General features: G+C 72.0%; 17 protein-coding genes. 7 read left to right on the top strand and 10 right to left on the bottom strand.

All coding sequences use genetic code 11. The features are described 5' to 3' along the window. Positions 1-33: 33 nt before the first annotated feature. A complete protein-coding gene (locus QI633_RS04510) occupies positions 34-723 on the top strand; it encodes a GntR family transcriptional regulator (RefSeq protein WP_282428251.1) in 690 nt (229 codons plus the stop codon). Here QI633_RS04510 and QI633_RS04515 read toward each other — a convergent pair whose 3' ends face one another. Continuing rightward, positions 724-1,086, bottom strand: coding sequence for a hypothetical protein (locus tag QI633_RS04515; RefSeq protein WP_141800230.1), 363 nt, complete (start codon positions 1,084-1,086; stop codon positions 724-726). 94 nt (positions 1,087-1,180) lie between these two features. Here QI633_RS04515 and QI633_RS04520 point away from each other — a divergent pair, with 94 nt between their 5' ends. Further along, on the top strand, positions 1,181-1,492 hold the full coding sequence (locus QI633_RS04520; protein ID WP_282428252.1) for a hypothetical protein: 312 nt from the start codon (positions 1,181-1,183) through the stop codon (positions 1,490-1,492). Continuing rightward, on the top strand, positions 1,492-2,238 hold the full coding sequence (locus QI633_RS04525) for a hypothetical protein (protein ID WP_282428253.1): 747 nt from the start codon (positions 1,492-1,494) through the stop codon (positions 2,236-2,238). The genes QI633_RS04520 and QI633_RS04525 overlap by 1 nt, the downstream gene beginning before the upstream one ends. A 171-nt stretch (positions 2,239-2,409) precedes the next feature. On the opposite strand, the gene QI633_RS04530 is transcribed toward QI633_RS04525, so the two are convergent. The 4 genes from QI633_RS04530 to QI633_RS04545 form a co-directional block, all read right to left on the bottom strand. After that, entirely contained in the window at positions 2,410-3,027 is a 618-nt protein-coding gene (locus tag QI633_RS04530; RefSeq protein WP_141800227.1) for a hypothetical protein, read from the bottom strand. A gap of 57 nt (positions 3,028-3,084) precedes the next feature. Further along, the gene (locus QI633_RS04535) at positions 3,085-4,266 is read right to left on the bottom strand and encodes an RtcB family protein (protein ID WP_282428254.1); all 1,182 of its coding nucleotides are present in this window, start codon (positions 4,264-4,266) and stop codon (positions 3,085-3,087) included. 94 nt (positions 4,267-4,360) lie between these two features. Further along, complete coding sequence (locus QI633_RS04540) at positions 4,361-4,723, bottom strand: GNAT family N-acetyltransferase (protein WP_282428255.1); 363 nt, start codon at positions 4,721-4,723, stop codon at positions 4,361-4,363. A 124-nt stretch (positions 4,724-4,847) separates the two neighbouring features. After that, positions 4,848-6,203, bottom strand: coding sequence for a TrpB-like pyridoxal phosphate-dependent enzyme (locus tag QI633_RS04545; RefSeq protein WP_282428256.1), 1,356 nt, complete (start codon positions 6,201-6,203; stop codon positions 4,848-4,850). A 166-nt stretch (positions 6,204-6,369) separates the two neighbouring features. Here QI633_RS04545 and QI633_RS04550 point away from each other — a divergent pair, with 166 nt between their 5' ends. Then, complete coding sequence (locus QI633_RS04550; RefSeq protein ID WP_141800223.1) at positions 6,370-6,672, top strand: chorismate mutase; 303 nt, start codon at positions 6,370-6,372, stop codon at positions 6,670-6,672. A gap of 197 nt (positions 6,673-6,869) precedes the next feature. Here QI633_RS04550 and QI633_RS04555 read toward each other — a convergent pair whose 3' ends face one another. Genes QI633_RS04555 through QI633_RS04575 form a run of 5 tightly spaced genes read right to left on the bottom strand, consistent with a single transcriptional unit; the run spans position 6,870 to position 10,854 of the window. Then, positions 6,870-7,661: an alpha/beta fold hydrolase gene (locus QI633_RS04555; RefSeq protein WP_282428257.1), complete on the bottom strand. Its 792-nt coding sequence runs from the start codon at positions 7,659-7,661 to the stop codon at positions 6,870-6,872. After that, a complete protein-coding gene (gene catC / locus QI633_RS04560) occupies positions 7,661-7,936 on the bottom strand; it encodes a muconolactone Delta-isomerase (RefSeq protein WP_141800222.1) in 276 nt (91 codons plus the stop codon). Before catC ends, QI633_RS04555 begins: the two co-directional genes overlap by 1 nt. Continuing rightward, entirely contained in the window at positions 7,936-8,787 is an 852-nt protein-coding gene (catA, locus tag QI633_RS04565; protein WP_282428258.1) for a catechol 1,2-dioxygenase, read from the bottom strand. Before catA ends, catC begins: the two co-directional genes overlap by 1 nt. Before the next feature lie 32 nt (positions 8,788-8,819). Next, positions 8,820-9,923, bottom strand: coding sequence for an enolase C-terminal domain-like protein (locus tag QI633_RS04570; protein WP_282428259.1), 1,104 nt, complete (start codon positions 9,921-9,923; stop codon positions 8,820-8,822). A 7-nt stretch (positions 9,924-9,930) separates the two neighbouring features. Beyond that, positions 9,931-10,854 (bottom strand): LysR substrate-binding domain-containing protein, encoded by a 924-nt coding sequence (locus QI633_RS04575; RefSeq protein ID WP_282428260.1) that lies wholly within the window; start codon positions 10,852-10,854, stop codon positions 9,931-9,933. Between the two features lie 211 nt (positions 10,855-11,065). Here QI633_RS04575 and benA point away from each other — a divergent pair, with 211 nt between their 5' ends. Genes benA through benC form a run of 3 tightly spaced genes read left to right on the top strand, consistent with a single transcriptional unit; the run spans position 11,066 to position 15,439 of the window. Further along, entirely contained in the window at positions 11,066-12,421 is a 1,356-nt protein-coding gene (gene benA / locus QI633_RS04580) for a benzoate 1,2-dioxygenase large subunit (RefSeq protein ID WP_282428261.1), read from the top strand. Between the two features lie 35 nt (positions 12,422-12,456). Continuing rightward, positions 12,457-12,945 (top strand): benzoate 1,2-dioxygenase small subunit, encoded by a 489-nt coding sequence (gene benB, locus QI633_RS04585; RefSeq protein ID WP_349016729.1) that lies wholly within the window; start codon positions 12,457-12,459, stop codon positions 12,943-12,945. Between the two features lie 10 nt (positions 12,946-12,955). After that, positions 12,956-15,439 (top strand): benzoate 1,2-dioxygenase electron transfer component BenC, encoded by a 2,484-nt coding sequence (benC, locus tag QI633_RS04590; protein WP_282428263.1) that lies wholly within the window; start codon positions 12,956-12,958, stop codon positions 15,437-15,439. Positions 15,440-15,445: the final 6 nt, after the last annotated feature.

A 15,445-nucleotide genomic window follows, 5' to 3' on the forward strand; every position in this document is an offset into this window, starting at 1 on the left:
TCGACACCCAGCGCGCCGGCACCAGGGGGGTCGATGAGCCGCTCTCTCAAGCACGTGACGATCCGCGAGTACGTCCGCGACCTGGTCGCCGGCAGCGCGCCCGGCACGGCCGCACCGTCCGAGCGTGACCTGGTCGACCGCTTCGGCGTCGCGCGGATGACGGTGCGCCAGGCCCTCGACGCGCTGGTCGGGGAGGGCGTGCTGGAGCGGGTGCCCGGTCGGGGGACGTTCGTCGCCGCGCCCCGTCGTACGGCGACCGGCGTGCTCGGCTTCTCCGAAGAGATGACCCGCCGCGGCATGGTCGCCGAGACCCGGACCCTGGTCGCCGAGCGGATCCCCGCCGGCGACGGGCTCGCGGCCGCGCTGCAGGTGGGCGTCGGCGCGCCGCTGGTGCGCTGGCGGCGGCTGCGGATGGCCGACGGCCGCCCGGTCTGCCTGTCCGAGACGTACCTCGTCGAGCGTCGGGTGCCCGGGCTGGTCGAGTCCCTGCCCGGCAGCCTGTACGACGACCTCGGGGCGCGCGGCCTGCGGCCGACGTGGTCGGAGGACGTGCTCGCCGCGTGCGCCGCGGACGAGGAGGAGGCGGCTCTGCTGGAGGTGCCGGGTGGCGCGCCGGTGCTGCGCCACGACCGCCGGGCGTGTGCGGAGGAGGTCGTCTTCGAGGTGTCGCGCACGGTCTACCGCGGAGACCACCACGCGGTCAGCCTGCTGCTGCGCGGCTGATCAGGAGAGCCCGCCGAGCGGCGCGACCTCCACCCCGGACTCCTCGCAGACCCAGGTCGGGTCCGGCCCGCCGAGGTCGGGCTCGATGTGCAGTGCGTGGACCGGCCCGTCGTCGCAGGTCGTGCACAGCGGCCACAGGCCCTCGCGGGCCTGTCGGCCGAACCGGTCGGCGAGCCCGTCCTGCACGTCCTGGGCGACCAGGCCGGCGATGAACGCCGCTCCCTCGGGCCATTGCTCGAGCCACCAGCGGCGCTCCGAGCAGGCCTCCTCGAGCAGGGTCACGGAGTCCGGCGTACCGAGGGCACGGGCCTGCAGGTCGGCCAGCACCTGCGCTCGGGCACGGAAGATCACGCTGTCGTCCACAGGTCCATTGTGCGCAGGTTTGGTGACGCACCCCGGCGGGGCATCGCAGCCGGCACCGCTCCCGAACCGCGGGAGCCACCGAGAGGGGACCGCCATGACCCTGTCCGCCGTGTGGGCCGACCTGGACCGGCTCGACGACGAGATGGCCGAGCTCGCGGGCCAGGCCGCCGAGCTGACGTCGTACGCCGGGCGCTGGGTGTGCCAGCGGGCAGGCTTCGAGCCCAGCCCGCTGTGCCTGCTGCGTCCGCTGGCCGAGCTGATGGACCTGCTCGCCGACGGTTTTGGCGACCTGCGGTCCCTCGCGCTCGACGACTGGGCCGACCTGCGGCACGGTGTCGCCTCGACCCGCCGCGACCTCGGGGCGGTCGACGACGGCGTGGTCGGCCTGCTGCCCGTGGTGGCGTGATGACGGCCGACCCGCCGGCCCTGCCGGAGCCCGCGCTGGGTCCCGAGCGGCTGCGCCACGACGCGGAGTTCCGAGCCCTGGACCGCGGCTTCGACCGGGTCCGCGACACGGTCAACACGGGCATCGACGTCCTCAACGACCTCGGCCTGGGGCTGCGCCGGCTGCCGGAGGAGAGCCTGCAGGAGCTGGTGGTGCTGCCGCTGACCGGCGATCACCGCCGGATCCGGCAGAACGCCGCAGCGATCGGGTACGTCGACGCGGCGCTCGCCCGCTACGCCGGCTCCACCGCGCGGCTAGCGCTCGCCGTGGACCCGCGCTGGGAGGGCGACGCGGCGGCGTCGTACCTGCTCCGGCTGGGGCGGCACGCGGCCGCGGCTAGGGCCGGCGGCGAGCTGCTGCGGCTGGGCGTCCCGGTCTTCGAGGAGGTCGCCCGCTTCGCCGAGCGGCTGGCCGTCGAGGTCGAACGGCTGGTCGTGGAGCTGGTCGAGAAGGGCACCCGGCTGATGAACCGGCTGCTCGCCCGGGCCGCTGGTCCGGCCGGGTGGGCCGTCTTCGCGGCCGACGTGGCGCTGCACGGGCTCGACGCCGTGGCGGAACTCGTCGACGACGCCCGCCGGTTGGTCGCGATCGTCGACCGGCTCCTCGCGATGAAGGAGGAGGTGATCGGCTGGGTCGACGAGCAGCGCGACCGGCTGGCGGCGTTGCGCCGGGTGGCGGACGTGGTCCGCGCCGAGCTCGGCCGCTAGCGGGACACTAGTGTCCTGTCCGGCTGATTCGCCGCCATATTCGGCGGCCCTGGCACGCACCTCGCGGCGTTGCCGACGCTTGCGAGACAACCCGGTATGGCCGCGCGCCGGCGCCTTGCGATGCACGCACCAGGACCACCGACTATGTCAGCGCTTCAACCGGACAGGACACTAGGCCGGCAGCCCGGCGAGCTCGCGCGCGACGTTGGCCCGCGCGGTCTGCTCCCACTGCCTGCGCCCGTGTGCCGTGCGGAACAGCGTCGGGGTGTCGGTCAGCGCCCGCAGCACCTCGGCCCGGCCGGCGGCGAACACGTCGTCGTCGAGGTGGGCGTACTCCGAGCGGACTGCGGCGACGTACTCGTCGTAGCGCTCCTGCGCGGCGGCGAGGATGGACAGGTCGGCGTCCGAGAGGGCGCACCCGTTGGCGTCGTCGGGCTCGGGGCGGTGGTGCTCGGTGAGCCGCACCAGCCGGGCCACCTCCGCCACGGTCGCGTCGTCGGTGTGGGCGGGCAGCGCGTCCTCGGCCCAGGTGGCCGAGCGCTCCTCGGCGTCGCGCTCGCCGTCGTACACGGCGTCGTGGAACCACGCCGCCAACAGCACCGGCGTGCGGTCGTACGCCGCGCCGGCGGCGGCCAGCTCACCGAGTCGCTGCAGCACCTCGGCGAGGTGGCGGGTGCCGTGGTGCCCGCGGCTCGGGTCGCCGTAGGCCGCCAGCAGCTCGTCGCGCAGGGCGTCGGCACCGGTCAGCGGCCAGGGCAGGTCGGTCACGTCGGGATGGTCGTCCTCCATCCGGACATTCAAACCGACCGCCCCGGCCGCTGTCACCGGCACCCCCGCATCGGGTGCTCAGTCGCCCTTCACGTTGACGATCTGGCGCAGCACGTGCCGGACCTCGACGAGGTCGGCGGCGTCGGCCATCACCCGGTCGATGTCCTTGTACGCCGCCGGGATCTCGTCGATGAACGCGTCGGTGTCGCGGTACTCGATGCCCGCCATCGCCTCCCGCAGCTGGTCGCGGGTGAAGGTCCGGCGGGCCTTCGACCGGGAGTACTCCCGCCCGGCACCGTGCGGAGCCGAGTTGAGGGCGACCGGGTTCCCGAGCCCGCTGACGACGTACGACGCCGTCCCCATCGACCCCGGGATCAGGCCGGGCCGGCCCTCCTCCGCGTTGATCGCACCCTTCCGGGACAGCCACACGTCGCGCCCGAAGTGGCGCTCCTGCTCGGTGTAGTTGTGGTGGCAGTTGATCTCCTCGACCCGCTCGACGTCGTCGGCGGAGCCGAGGCCCACCCACTCCGCGAACTGCCGGACCACCCGGTCCATCATCTCCTCGCGGTTGAGCAGGGCGTAGCGCTGCGCCCACCGCATCTCGCGGATATAGGCCCAGAACTCGTCGGTGCCCTCGGCGAGGTAGGCGAGATCCTTGTCGGGCAGCTCGATCCACCACTTCGCGCACAGGTCGCGGGCGACCTTGATGTGCTTCTGCGCGATCTTGTTGCCGACGCCTCGCGACCCCGAGTGGAGGAACAGCCAGACCCGCTGCTCCTCGTCGGCGGTCACCTCGATGAAGTGGTTGCCGGACCCGAGCGTGCCCAGCTGCAGCTCCCACTGCTTCGCGTACCGGCCGGGCTCGAAGCCCGCCTGCCCGGCCAGCGCGGTGAGCTCGGCGAGCCGGCGCTCGGTGTGGTCCCTGCTGATCGTGCGGTTGGCGGCGCCGGCCGAGAGCGGGACCGCCCGCTCGATGGCCTCCCGCAGCACGCGGCGGTCGGCGGGCAGCTGGTCGGTGGTGAACCGGGTGCGCACGGCGATCATGCCGCAGCCGATGTCGACGCCGACCGCGGCCGGGATGATCGCGCCGAGGGTCGGGATGACCGAGCCCACCGTCGCGCCCAGGCCCAGGTGAGCGTCGGGCATCAGTGCGAGGTGGGGGTGGATGAACGGCATGCTCGCCGTCGTCACCGCCTGGTCGCGGGTGCCCTGCTCGAGGATCGAAGCCCAGCTGAGGAGCTTCGGGGTGATCTTGTCCATCGTGGTGTCCTGCGTCGTGGCCCTTCTCGTGTCATGGGTCCGCAGGGTGCGGACCGGCGCACGAGGCTAGGTGCCCGGAAATGCGTTGCACACGTCATTTCCGCAGCGGTAGCCGCATCCACACGCTGTCGGGACCGCCGAGCTCGCCGGCGGTGCGGTGGGTCTCGCTGAACCCGTGGTGCTCGTAGAACGCACGGGCCCGGTCGTTGCCGGCCAGGTGCGCGAGCCGGATCGCGCTCGCCCCGGCGCCGGGGCCGGACACGACCGCATCGAGCAGCGCGGCGCCCGCACCGGTGCCCTGCGCCGCGGGCACGACGTACAGCTTCCAGAGGTCGACGACGTCGCCGTCGAGGGAGTACGTCGCCACGCCGGTCACGTGTCCGTCGGACTCGGACACGAGCACCCGCCCGGCGGCGATCGCCTGCGCGGTGCCCTCGGGCGACCACCACTCGGCCAAGCCACGACGGACGTACTCCTCGCCGGGTGATCGGGGTGTAGACGGCCGGCCACGTGGCGTGGCCGACCGCCACCACGGCGTCCACGTCCGCAGGCGTGGCCGGTCGGACGTGGACGCCCACGACTCAGACCACCGGGACGTTCGCCAGCGCCTCGGTCAGCGCCTGGTCCGACAGCGGGTCGTCCTCGAGCCTGCCGCTGAGGAAGCTCTCGTACGCGCCGAGCTCGAGCAGCCCGTGCCCGGACAGGCCGACCACGATCACCGGCGACGTCCCGGCCTCGGTCGCGGCGAGCGCCTCGCGTCGTACCTGGGCCAGGGCGTGGGACGACTCGGGTGCCGGGACGATGCCCTGGGTGCGGGCGAACTCGACCGCGGCCTCGAAGCACTCGCTCTGGTGCAGGGCGGCCGCGTCGATCAGGCCCTCGTTGACGGCGTGCGAGACCAGCGGCGCCATGCCGTGGTAGCGCAGGCCACCTGCATGGATGGTCGAGGGAACGAAGTCGTGGCCGAGCGTGTGCATCTTCATCAGCGGGGTGAGGCCGGCGGTGTCGCCGAAGTCGTAGCGGTACTCGCCGCGGGTCAGCGTCGGGCACGAGCTCGGCTCGACCGCGAGGATCCGCGGCGCCTGGTTGCCGGCGAGCTTCTCCCGCAGGAACGGGAAGGCGAGCCCCGCGAAGTTCGAGCCGCCGCCCGCGCAGCCGACGACCAGGTCGGCCCCGGACTCGCCGGCCTTGGCCAGCTGGAGCAGCGCCTCCTCGCCGATCACGGTCTGGTGGAGCAGCACGTGGTTGAGCACCGAGCCCAGCGCGTACTTGGCCTCCGGGTCCTGCGCCGCGACCTCGACCGCCTCGGAGATCGCGATCCCGAGCGAGCCCGGGTGCTCCTCGGGGAACGCCTTGCCCGACTCGGTCATCCGGCTCGGCGAGCGGTGCACCGTGCCACCGAAGACCTCGATCAGGGTGCGGCGCTGCGGCTTGGTGTCGTACGACGCCCCGACCTGCCACACCTCGCAGGTCACGCCGAACAGCGCGCTGGCGTAGGAGAGCGCCGTGCCCCACTGGCCGGCGCCGGTCTCCGTCGTCAGGCGGGTGATGCCGTTGATCTTGTTGTAGTAGACCTGCGGCACGGCCGTGTTGACCTTGTGCGAGCCGGCCGGCGAGACGCCCTCGTACTTGTAGTAGATCCGGGCGCTGGTGCCGAGCTTCTGCTCCCAGCGGCGGGCGCGGTAGAGCGGGCTGGGCCGGTACTGCCGGTAGACGTCGAGCACCGGCTCCGGGATGTCGACGTACCGCTCCGCGGTGACCTCCTGCGCGATCAGCTCCGGCGGGAACAGCGGCGCCAGGTCGTCGGGGCCGACCGGCTCGTGGGTACCCGGGTGCAGCGGCGGCGGGGGAGGCGTCGGCAGGTCGGCGACGATGTTGTACCAGCGGGTCGGCTGCTCGTCCGGCTCGAGGGTGTACATCACCTGGTCGTCGCTCATGGGGCGTCCTCTCGGTAGGTCTCTCGGTAGGTCTCTCGGGACCTCGGATCCTAGGCCTGCCGGCCGGGTCTGCTGGTGCCGTCCGCGTGTGACAGCTCCGCCGCGCGGTGCCGCCTGTCGGACGCTGGCCTCGAACGACCACGCCGCGTAGGGCAGGATTCGGGGTGTGAGTGCTGACGACGCCCGGGCCGAGCTCCACCGACTCCGGTCGAGCATCGACAACCTCGACGCCGCCCTCGTGCACCTGCTGGCGGAACGGTTCAAGTGCACCGAGGCCGTGGGCCGGCTCAAGGCGCGCGCCTCGATGCCGCCGGCCGATCCCGCGCGTGAGGCGGTCCAGATCGCGCGGCTGCGGTCGATGGCGGAGAGCTCGGGGCTCGACCCGCACTTCGCCGAGAAGATCCTCAACGTGATCATCGCGGAGGTCATCCGCAACCACGAGCAATTCGCGGAGGCGAACGAGGACTGAGGCTCGCCGGAGCTTGTAACTAAGTGTTACAGCTCGGACTTCGGTGTCGGAGCGCCAGGGTAGTAGCAACAACGCCCGGGTGGTTCGTCAGGTCGGAGCGTCCAGCCCCCGGCGTCCGCAGTCACGTTGAACTCCGTCCTCCCGGGCGTTGTTGCTACTACCACGGCGCTGTGGCACGGGTTTTGGGCACGTAACACTTAGTTACAAGCGGGTGCAGGCGAGGTGAGGTGGGCGACCAACAGCGCCGCGACCTCTTCCGGCGCCTCGTACGGCGCCAGGTGGCCGACTCCCGGCAGCACCTCCAACCGCCCGTCCGGTACGGCGGCCGCGAGCTCGGCCATCACGGCCGGCGGGGTCGCGAGGTCGTCGGCGCCGGCGACCGCGAGCAGGGGAACGCCCACCTCGCCCAGGCGCGGGCGCACGTCGAAGCCGGCGAGCGCCTCGCACGCGCGGGCGTAGCTCTCCGGGTCCACCGCGGCCAGGTCGGCGGCCGCGGCGGCGCGGCGCCCGTCCGACTCGCCGACCCGGGACCCGAACCACCGCGCGGGCGAGGACGCCACCATCGGCGCCATCCCCTCGGCACGGACCAGGGCAGCCCGCTCCGGCCACGTGGGCCAGGTGCCGAAGGCGGCCTCGCTGCACAGCACCGCCAGCGACGTCACCCGCGCCGGATGGTCGAGAGCGAGCTGGAGCCCGACAGCGCCGCCGACCGAGTCGCCGGCGTAGGCGAACGGGACGTCGGCCACCTCGGCGACCGCCGCCGCCACCGCCGCGGACAGCGAGGCCAGGGAGAAGCCTGGGGTCAGCCGGTCGACCGCCGGGCTCGCGCCGTGGCCTGGGAGGTCCCAGCCGAGGACGTTCCAGCCGGGCAGGGCGGACGCGACCGACCCCCAGAGCCGGTCGACCGTCGTGCCGAGCGACGGGCCGACGACCAGCAGCGGCCGCCCCGGGAGGCCGGCGAGGTGGCGGACCGCGACCGAGGGCAGCATCAGATCGCCGACGGGTGCTCGGTCAGCGGCGTGACCTCGATCTGCATGTAGGGGAACAGCGGCAGGTTCGACAGGATCTCGTGCAGGCGCGCGTTCGACTCGACGTCGAAGATGCTGATGTTGGAGTAGAGCCCGACGATGCGCCAGATGTGCGCCCACTCGCCGCCCCGCTGCAGCTCCTGGGAGTACGCCCTCTCCCGCGCGACCGTGTCCTCCCTCTCGGCAGGGTCGAGGTCGCGCGGGATCGAGACGTCCATCCGGACACAGAAGAGCATCAGCGGACCGGGTCGAGGACGAAGCCGTAGTCGACGGTGACCGAGCCGTCGGCCTGGGGGACGGGGGCGAGCAGCAGCTCCGGCTTCACCGCCGAGGCGATGTCGTCGTCGTTGTGCTCGTCGCCGGGGAAGTAGAGCTGCGCGGTGAGCAGCTCGTGGCCGGGCGCGGACACCTTCACGTGCAGGTGGGCAGGACGCCAGGCGTGCCAGCCGGCGGCGGCGATCAGCTTGCCGCAGGAGCCGTCGGTCGGGATCTGGTACGGCGCCGGCTGGATCGTGTGGATCTCGAAGCCGCCCTCGGCGTCGGTGCGGAAGTTGCCGCGCAGGTTCCACTCCGGGATGCCCGGGGCGAACTGCGAGTAGAAGCCGTCGGCGTCCGCGTGCCACAGCTCGACCAGCGCGTCCTCGAGGACGGTGCCGTCGGTGGAGGTGACCTTGCCGGTCCACACCAGCGGGGTGCCGGACTCGCCCTCGCGCATCTCGATGGTGCCCTTGCTGCCGTGCTCCGGGGCGCCCGGGACGTAGTAGGGGCCCTCGATGGAGCCCTTGTTGCCCTCGCGGTGGGCGGTGTTGACGTCCTCGACGACGTGCTCGAGCCACACGTCGAGGAACAGCGGCCACTCGCCGTCCTCGCCGACGTTGATCATCCACGCCTTGAGCGCGTTGAACTCGTCGTAGGTGACCTTCTCGTCGCGGACGGTCTGGTAGACGGCGTCGAGCACGCGTCGGGCGAGGCGGTCGACCCGCTCGGGCGGGGTGCCGGCGACGGCGGCGAAGGGCGACTTGTCGGAGTGGAAGCGCTCGGTGGCGCTGGCGCCGGAAGCGGCGGCGGTGGCGACCTCGGTGGTCATGGCGGTGTCCTCTCGGGTTGGGGTGGTGCGGTTCAGACGTCGGTGCGGTAGCGGCGGAGCTTGTCGTCGTCGATCTCGACGCCGAGCCCGGCGCCGGGGCGCAGGGCGAGCTCGCCGTTCTCGATGCGGAGGGGCTCGGTGAGCAGGTCGTCGCTCATGTCGAGGAAGTTGGACAGCTCGCCGGCGTGCAGGCTGCTGCGCTGGTGGGCGGCGCCGAAGGCGACGGAGCAGATCGAGCCGAGCTGGCCGTCGATCTGGTTGCCCATGACCACCTCGAGGCCGAGTCCCTCGGCGAGGTGGAGCACCCGCTGCGAGCCGGTGAACCCGGTGCGGGCGGTCTTGATCGAGAGCGCGGTCGCCGAGCCGCCGAGCACCTCGCGGGTCACCTCGGCCGGCGTGGTGGCGGACTCGTCGGCGATGAACGGTACGTCGAGCTGCTGCACCAGCCAGCGCCGCCCGAGCACGTCGTCGGCGGGGCTGAGCTCCTCGGCGAACGCGAGGTCGAGGTCGGCCATCTGCCGCATGGCGCGCGCGGACTCGGACGCGGTCCAGCCGCGGTTGCCGTCGACGTACAGGACGACGTCGGGGCCCAGCCCCTCGCGCAGCGCCCGGACCACGGCCACGTCGAGCGCCGCCGGGCGGCGGCCGACCTTGACCTTGAAGGTCGTGATGCCGTGGACCTCGCGCATCCGCTGGGCCTCGTCGACCATCGCGGCCGGCTGGTCGAAGCCGAGCATGTGGGAGACCCGCATCCGGTCGGTGTAGCCGCCGAGCAGCTCGGAGACCGGCAGCCCCAGGGTGCGGCCGAGGGCGTCCCAGACCGCCATGTCGATCGCGGCCTTCGCGGTCGGGTTGCCGACAGTGCGGCCCATCAGCGCGGTCATCTGCTCGCGGTCGGTGAGCGCGAGGCCGACGACCTGGGGGGCGAAGATGGTCTCGATCACGGCGAGGATGCCGCGCTGCGTCTCGCCGTAGGTGAACGGCCGCGGCGGCGCCTCGGCGACTCCGACCAGCCCGTCGTCGGTGTGCACGCGGACCAGCACGTGGTCGGCCACGTGGACCTCGCCGCTGGCGAACTTGAGCGGCTTGACGTAGGGGATCCGGAACGGGATCGCCTCGATCGCGGTGATCTTCATGGGGTCCTCAGGAGGCGGTGATCGGGGAGCTGGTCGGGGTGGGGGCGGCGGTGAAGAACCCGTTGCGGTCGAGTACGTCGAGCGCGCCGGCCACCAGGGCCGACGGGTCGTCCGCGCGCCAGGCGAGTGAGAGGTCGATGGTCGCGGCGTCGGCGACGTCGCGGAACACGACGCCCTGCAGCTGCATGCTGCGCACCGACTCGGGCACCAGGGCGACGCCGAGCTGGGCGGCGACGAGGGCGAGGAGTGCGGCGGTGCCGGGCGCGCGGTGGGTGATGTTAGGGGAGAAGCCGGCGCGCAGGCAGCTCGACACCATCGCCTCGTTGACCGCCGAGCGGGTGTCGGCGTAGGCCACGAACTCGTCGGCGGAGACGTCGACGACCTCGAGCGCGGGCTCGGCGGCGAGCCGGTGGTCGGCGGGCAGCGCGAGCACCAGCGGCTCCTGCAGCAGGGACCGGGTCTCGATGCCGGGCTCGGCGACCGGGCCGCGCAGCACGCCCAGGTCGAGCCGGCCGTCGGTCAGCCGCTCCACCTGGCCCGGCGTCAGGAGGTCGGCCTGCACCTCGAGCGCGACGCCCGGCAGCGAGGCGCGGACGATGCGCGACAGGCGGGCCAGCTGGGTGAAGGCGCTGGTGCCGGTGAAGCCGACCCGGAGCAGCCCGCGGCTGCCCTCGGCGATGCTGCGGGTCCCGACCACGCAGGCGTCGAGGTCGCCGAGGATGCGGCGCACCTCGCGGTGGAAGAACTCGCCGGCCGGGGTCAGGCTGACCTGCCGGGTGGTCCGGGCGAGGAGGAGGACGTCGAGCTCGGCCTCGAGGCGTCGTATGGCCTGGGAGAGGGCGGGCTGGGCGAGGTGGAGGCGTTCGGCCGCCTGGCCGAAGTGACAGGTCTCCGCGACGGCGTCGAAGTAGCGCAGCTGCTTGAGATCCATGGGTCACCTCCGGCCTGTGTGGTGGGCGTCACGCGGTCCCACCACGCTAGATCCGGGCCATCCAGAAACACAAAGACCAATAGTTCGATGATTCATAACTCCCAATTATGAATCCGACCCCGGCCAAGACCTAGCAAAAGGCCTCGTGTGACGACCGCCACGGAGTGCTTGAGTTCCCGGCATCGTCCGACACAGACCCCCGGGAGGACCCATGACCGAGATGCTGGACCGGATCGGCAGCGTGCTGGCCGACGCCGTCGTCGAGGAGCCGGAGGCCGGGATCTACCGCGCCAACCGGCGGATCTTCACCGACGAGGACGTCTTCGAGCTCGAGATGAAGCACATCTTCGAGGGCAACTGGATCTACCTCGCCCACGAGAGCCAGGTCGCGAACCCGGGTGACTACTTCACGACGTACATCGGGCGTCAGCCGGTCGTCATCACCCGCGGCAAGGACGGCGAGCTGACCTGCCTGATCAACGCCTGCGCGCACCGCGGCGCGATGATCTGCCGGCGCAAGACCGACAACCGGATGACGCTGACCTGTCCCTTCCACGGCTGGACCTTCCGCAACGACGGCACCCTCCTCAAGGTCAAGGACCCCGACGGGGCGGGCTATCCGCCGTCCTTCGACACCGCGGGCTCGCACAACATGACCAAGGTGGCCCGCTTCGAGAGCCACCGGGGCTTCCTGTTCGGCAGCCTCAACGAGGACGTCAGCACGCTGGCCGACCACCTCGGCGACACGACCAAGGTCATCGACATGCTCGTCGACCAGTCGCCCGACGGGCTCGAGGTGCTGCGCGGCTCGTCGACGTACACCTACGACGGCAACTGGAAGGTGCAGGCCGAGAACGGTGCCGACGGCTACCACGTCACCGCGACGCACTGGAACTACGCGGCCACCACCTCGCGCCGCAACACCGGTGAGTCCGCGAACTCGACCAAGACCCTGGACGCCGGCCAGTGGGGCAAGTCGGGCGGCGGCTACTGGTCCTACCCCAACGGCCACCTGTGCCTGTGGACCTGGGCCGGCAACCCGCAGGACCGCCCACTGTGGGACCGGCTGGACGAGCTCAAGGCGCAGTACGGCGACGCCAAGGGCGAGTTCATGGTCAAGGGCTCCCGCAACCTGTGCCTTTACCCGAACGTCTACCTGATGGACCAGTTCTCCACGCAGATCCGGCACTTCCGCCCGATCGCGCCGGACAAGACCGAGGTCACCATCTACTGCATCGCCCCCAAGGGCGAGAGCGCCGAGTCGCGCGCCTGGCGGATCCGCCAGTACGAGGACTTCTTCAACGCCTCGGGGATGGCGACGCCCGACGACCTGGAGGAGTTCCGCTCCTGCCAGCTCACCTTCCGCGCCACCGCGGCGCCCTGGAACGACATGAGCCGCGGCGCCGAGCACTGGCTGACCGGACCCGACGAGGTCGCGACGTCCCTCGGCATGGACGGCGTCATCTCGGCCGGGCTGAAGAACGAGGACGAGGGGCTCTACCCCGTCCAGCACGGCTACTGGCGCGACACCATGCTCGCCGCCCTGGAGAAGGAGGCGGGCCGGTGAGCACCAACGCCCTGGCCGCCGACACCGGCGCGAAGCTGATCACCCAGAACGGGATCGAGCAGTTCCTCTACCGCGAGGCCCGCCATCTCGACGACCGCGAGTTCGAGAAGTGGCTCGATTGCTACGCCGACGACGTCGTCTACTGGATGCCCGCGTGGACCGACGACGACGAGCTCGTCGAGGACCCGGAGAAGGACGTCTCGCTCATCTACTACCCCAACAAGGGCGGCCTGGAGGACCGGATCTTCCGGATCCGCACCGAGCGCTCGTCGGCGACCTCGATCCCGGAGCCGCGGACCAGCCACAACATCAGCAACGTCGAGGTGATCGAGCGTCGCGGCGACATCGTGGACGTGCGCTTCAACTGGCACACCATGTATTTCCGCTACAAGACGGTCGATCCCTACTACGGCACGTCGTTCTACACGATCGACTTCACCGGCGAGCAGCCGCTGATCCGCCGCAAGACCGTGGTGCTGAAGAACGACTACATCCACCACGTCGTCGACGTCTACCACTTCTGAGGGGGACCCGATGTCCGTCGACACCGAGCCGATCACGGAGGTCGCGACCCACCAGGTCGCGCTGTCCTTCGAGGACGGCGTCACCCGGTTCATCACCTGCCGCGCCGACCAGACGGTGGCTGACGCGTCGTACCGCCAGCGGATCAACATCCCGCTCGACTGCCGCGACGGCGCGTGCGGGACCTGCAAGGCGTTCTGCGAGACGGGGGAGTACGACGCCGGCACCTACATCGAGGACGCGCTGCCTGCCGACGAGGCGGACCGCGGTTACGTGCTGCCGTGCAGCATGCGGCCGCGCTCCGACCTGGTCCTGCAGGTCGCCAGCACGTCCGAGGTGGCGAAGACCCGCGCGGCGACGTACGACGCCCGGGTCACCGAGCTGACCCGGCTCTCGGCCACCACCGTCGAGCTGGCCGTCGAGATCCCGAACCGAGGTGAGCTCGCCTTCCTGCCGGGCCAGTACGTCAACATCGCCGTCCCCGGCACCGACGTCACCCGGTCCTATTCCTTCAGCAGCGCGCCCCACGAGGAGCGGCTGTCGTTCCTGGTCAAGCTCACGCCCGGCGGAGCGATGTCGACCTGGCTGGCCGAGCGCGCGGCCGTCGGCGACGAGCTGAGCTTCACCGGGCCGCACGGCTCGTTCTTCCTGCGGGACACCGAGCGGCCGGTGCTGCTGCTGGCCGGCGGCACCGGCCTGGCGCCGGTGCTGTCGATGCTGCGCACGATGCGCGCCGACGCCTCGACCCGCCCGGCCCACCTGGTCTACGGCGTCAGCACCGACGAGGACCTGGTCGCGCTCGACCAGATCGCCGACGTCGCGGCCGGACTGCCCGGCCTCACCTGGGACCACTGCGTGTCCGACCCGGCGAGCACCGCGGCCAACAAGGGCTACGTGATGAGCCTGATCCGCCCCGAGCACCTCTACGACGGCGACGTGGCGATCTACCTGTGCGGCCCGCCGCCCATGGTGGAGGCCGTGCGCACCCACGTCGCGGACGCCGGCATCGAGCCCACCGGGTTCTACTACGAGAAGTTCGCGCTGGCAGTGCCCGAGGCGGCCGCGCCGACGGTGGCGGCGCCGGCAGCGGTGGTCGACACCGGCGCCGACCCCGAGGACGAGCTGATCATCGCCGGGGACGCACGGGGGATCGCCGGCCGCACCGTGTTCGCAGCGCGTGCCGCCGATCCTGGGAACGACGAGGCGGGCGACGACACGGCGGGTGAGTACGAGATCGGCGAGGAGCACCCCGACGTCCAGTCCTCCGACGCGATCTTCGAGGCCCGCGAGGCGCTCGAGCTCGGTGCCCTCGAGTTGACCATCGGCCGGCTCGGGTCGCAGCAGCTCGCCGGCTACCGGCTGCTGGCCGAGGCCACCCTGCCGTACGTCGACGGCGACCACTTCGTCGACGCCGCGGCGTACACCGAGACCAATGCCGCCTTCCACGACTACCTGTTCGTGCAGACCCGCAACGAGCACCTGCTGCAGGCCTACCAGGCCCTGGGCGTGAAGGGCCGGATGGGCGAGGTGCTGCGCAACGCGACCTGGTGCCACCCGCGCTGCGCGGTCGACCACGTCGAGATCGTCGAGGCGTTCGAGGCCGGCGACCGCGAGGTCGCCCGGCAGCTGATCGTCGCCCACGCCGAGCGGTCGAAGCAGACCATGCGCCGGGCGATGTCCGACGCCACCGCCGCCACCCGGCCGCGCTTCGTCACGCCGGGGCGGTTCGCCGGCAAGGTCGTCGTGGTGACCGGCGCGGCCCAGGGCATCGGCGCCCAGGTCGCGCGCCGGATCGCCGCCGAGGGCGGCGCGCTGGTGCTGGCCGACCGCTCCGAGCTGGTCGCGGAGCTGGCCGACGAGCTGACCGGGCAGGGCGCGAACGCCGTACCCGTGACCTGCGACCTCGAGACCTGGACCGGTGCCTCGGCCCTGGCCGACGCGGCCCGCGAGCGGTTCGGCCGGATCGACGTCCTGGTCAACAACGTCGGTGGCGCGATCAACTTCAAGCCGTTCACCGAGTTCAGCGCCGAGGAGATCGCCGCCGAGCTGGACCGCTCGCTCATGACCACGCTGCTGGCCTGTCGCGCGGCCCTGCCCGGCATGGTCGAGCGCGGCAGCGGCGTGATCGTCAACGTCTCGTCGGCGGCCACGCGCGGCATCCACCGGATCCCCTACTCGGCGGCCAAGGGCGGCATCAACGCGATCACCGCCTCCCTGGCCCTGGAGTACGCCGACCGCGGGATCCGTGTCGTCGCGACCGCGCCCGGTGGCACCGAGGCCCCGCCCCGCCGGATCTCGCGCGGCACCCCCGAACCGCGCACCGAGACCGAGCGGGCGTGGTTCCAGGCGCACATCGACCAGACCCTCGACTCCTCGCTGATGGGTCGCTACGGCACCCTCGACGAGCAGGCGGCGGCGATCACCTTCCTCGCCTCCGACGAGGCCACCTACATCACCGGGACGGTCCTGCCCGTCGCCGGTGGCGACCTCGGCTGAGGTCCT

Origin of the sequence: Nocardioides sp. QY071 (genome assembly GCF_029961765.1) — a bacterium.
Lineage (GTDB): Bacteria > Actinomycetota > Actinomycetes > Propionibacteriales > Nocardioidaceae > Nocardioides.

What these genes read in the sequence shown, in the direction of transcription:
- QI633_RS04510 (WP_282428251.1), top strand. Translation starts at nt 34, where the DNA reads ATGAGCCGCTCTCTCAAGCACGTGACGATCCGCGAGTACGTCCGCGAC.
- QI633_RS04520 (WP_282428252.1), top strand. Translation starts at nt 1,181, where the DNA reads ATGACCCTGTCCGCCGTGTGGGCCGACCTGGACCGGCTCGACGACGAG.
- QI633_RS04525 (WP_282428253.1), top strand. Translation starts at nt 1,492, where the DNA reads ATGACGGCCGACCCGCCGGCCCTGCCGGAGCCCGCGCTGGGTCCCGAG.
- QI633_RS04530 (WP_141800227.1), bottom strand. Translation starts at nt 3,027, where the DNA reads ATGGAGGACGACCATCCCGACGTGACCGACCTGCCCTGGCCGCTGACC.
- QI633_RS04535 (WP_282428254.1), bottom strand. Translation starts at nt 4,266, where the DNA reads ATGGACAAGATCACCCCGAAGCTCCTCAGCTGGGCTTCGATCCTCGAG.
- QI633_RS04545 (WP_282428256.1), bottom strand. Translation starts at nt 6,203, where the DNA reads ATGAGCGACGACCAGGTGATGTACACCCTCGAGCCGGACGAGCAGCCG.
- QI633_RS04555 (WP_282428257.1), bottom strand. Translation starts at nt 7,661, where the DNA reads ATGCTGCCCTCGGTCGCGGTCCGCCACCTCGCCGGCCTCCCGGGGCGG.
- catC (WP_141800222.1), bottom strand. Translation starts at nt 7,936, where the DNA reads ATGCTCTTCTGTGTCCGGATGGACGTCTCGATCCCGCGCGACCTCGAC.
- catA (WP_282428258.1), bottom strand. Translation starts at nt 8,787, where the DNA reads ATGACCACCGAGGTCGCCACCGCCGCCGCTTCCGGCGCCAGCGCCACC.
- QI633_RS04570 (WP_282428259.1), bottom strand. Translation starts at nt 9,923, where the DNA reads ATGAAGATCACCGCGATCGAGGCGATCCCGTTCCGGATCCCCTACGTC.
- QI633_RS04575 (WP_282428260.1), bottom strand. Translation starts at nt 10,854, where the DNA reads ATGGATCTCAAGCAGCTGCGCTACTTCGACGCCGTCGCGGAGACCTGT.
- benA (WP_282428261.1), top strand. Translation starts at nt 11,066, where the DNA reads ATGACCGAGATGCTGGACCGGATCGGCAGCGTGCTGGCCGACGCCGTC.
- benC (WP_282428263.1), top strand. Translation starts at nt 12,956, where the DNA reads ATGTCCGTCGACACCGAGCCGATCACGGAGGTCGCGACCCACCAGGTC.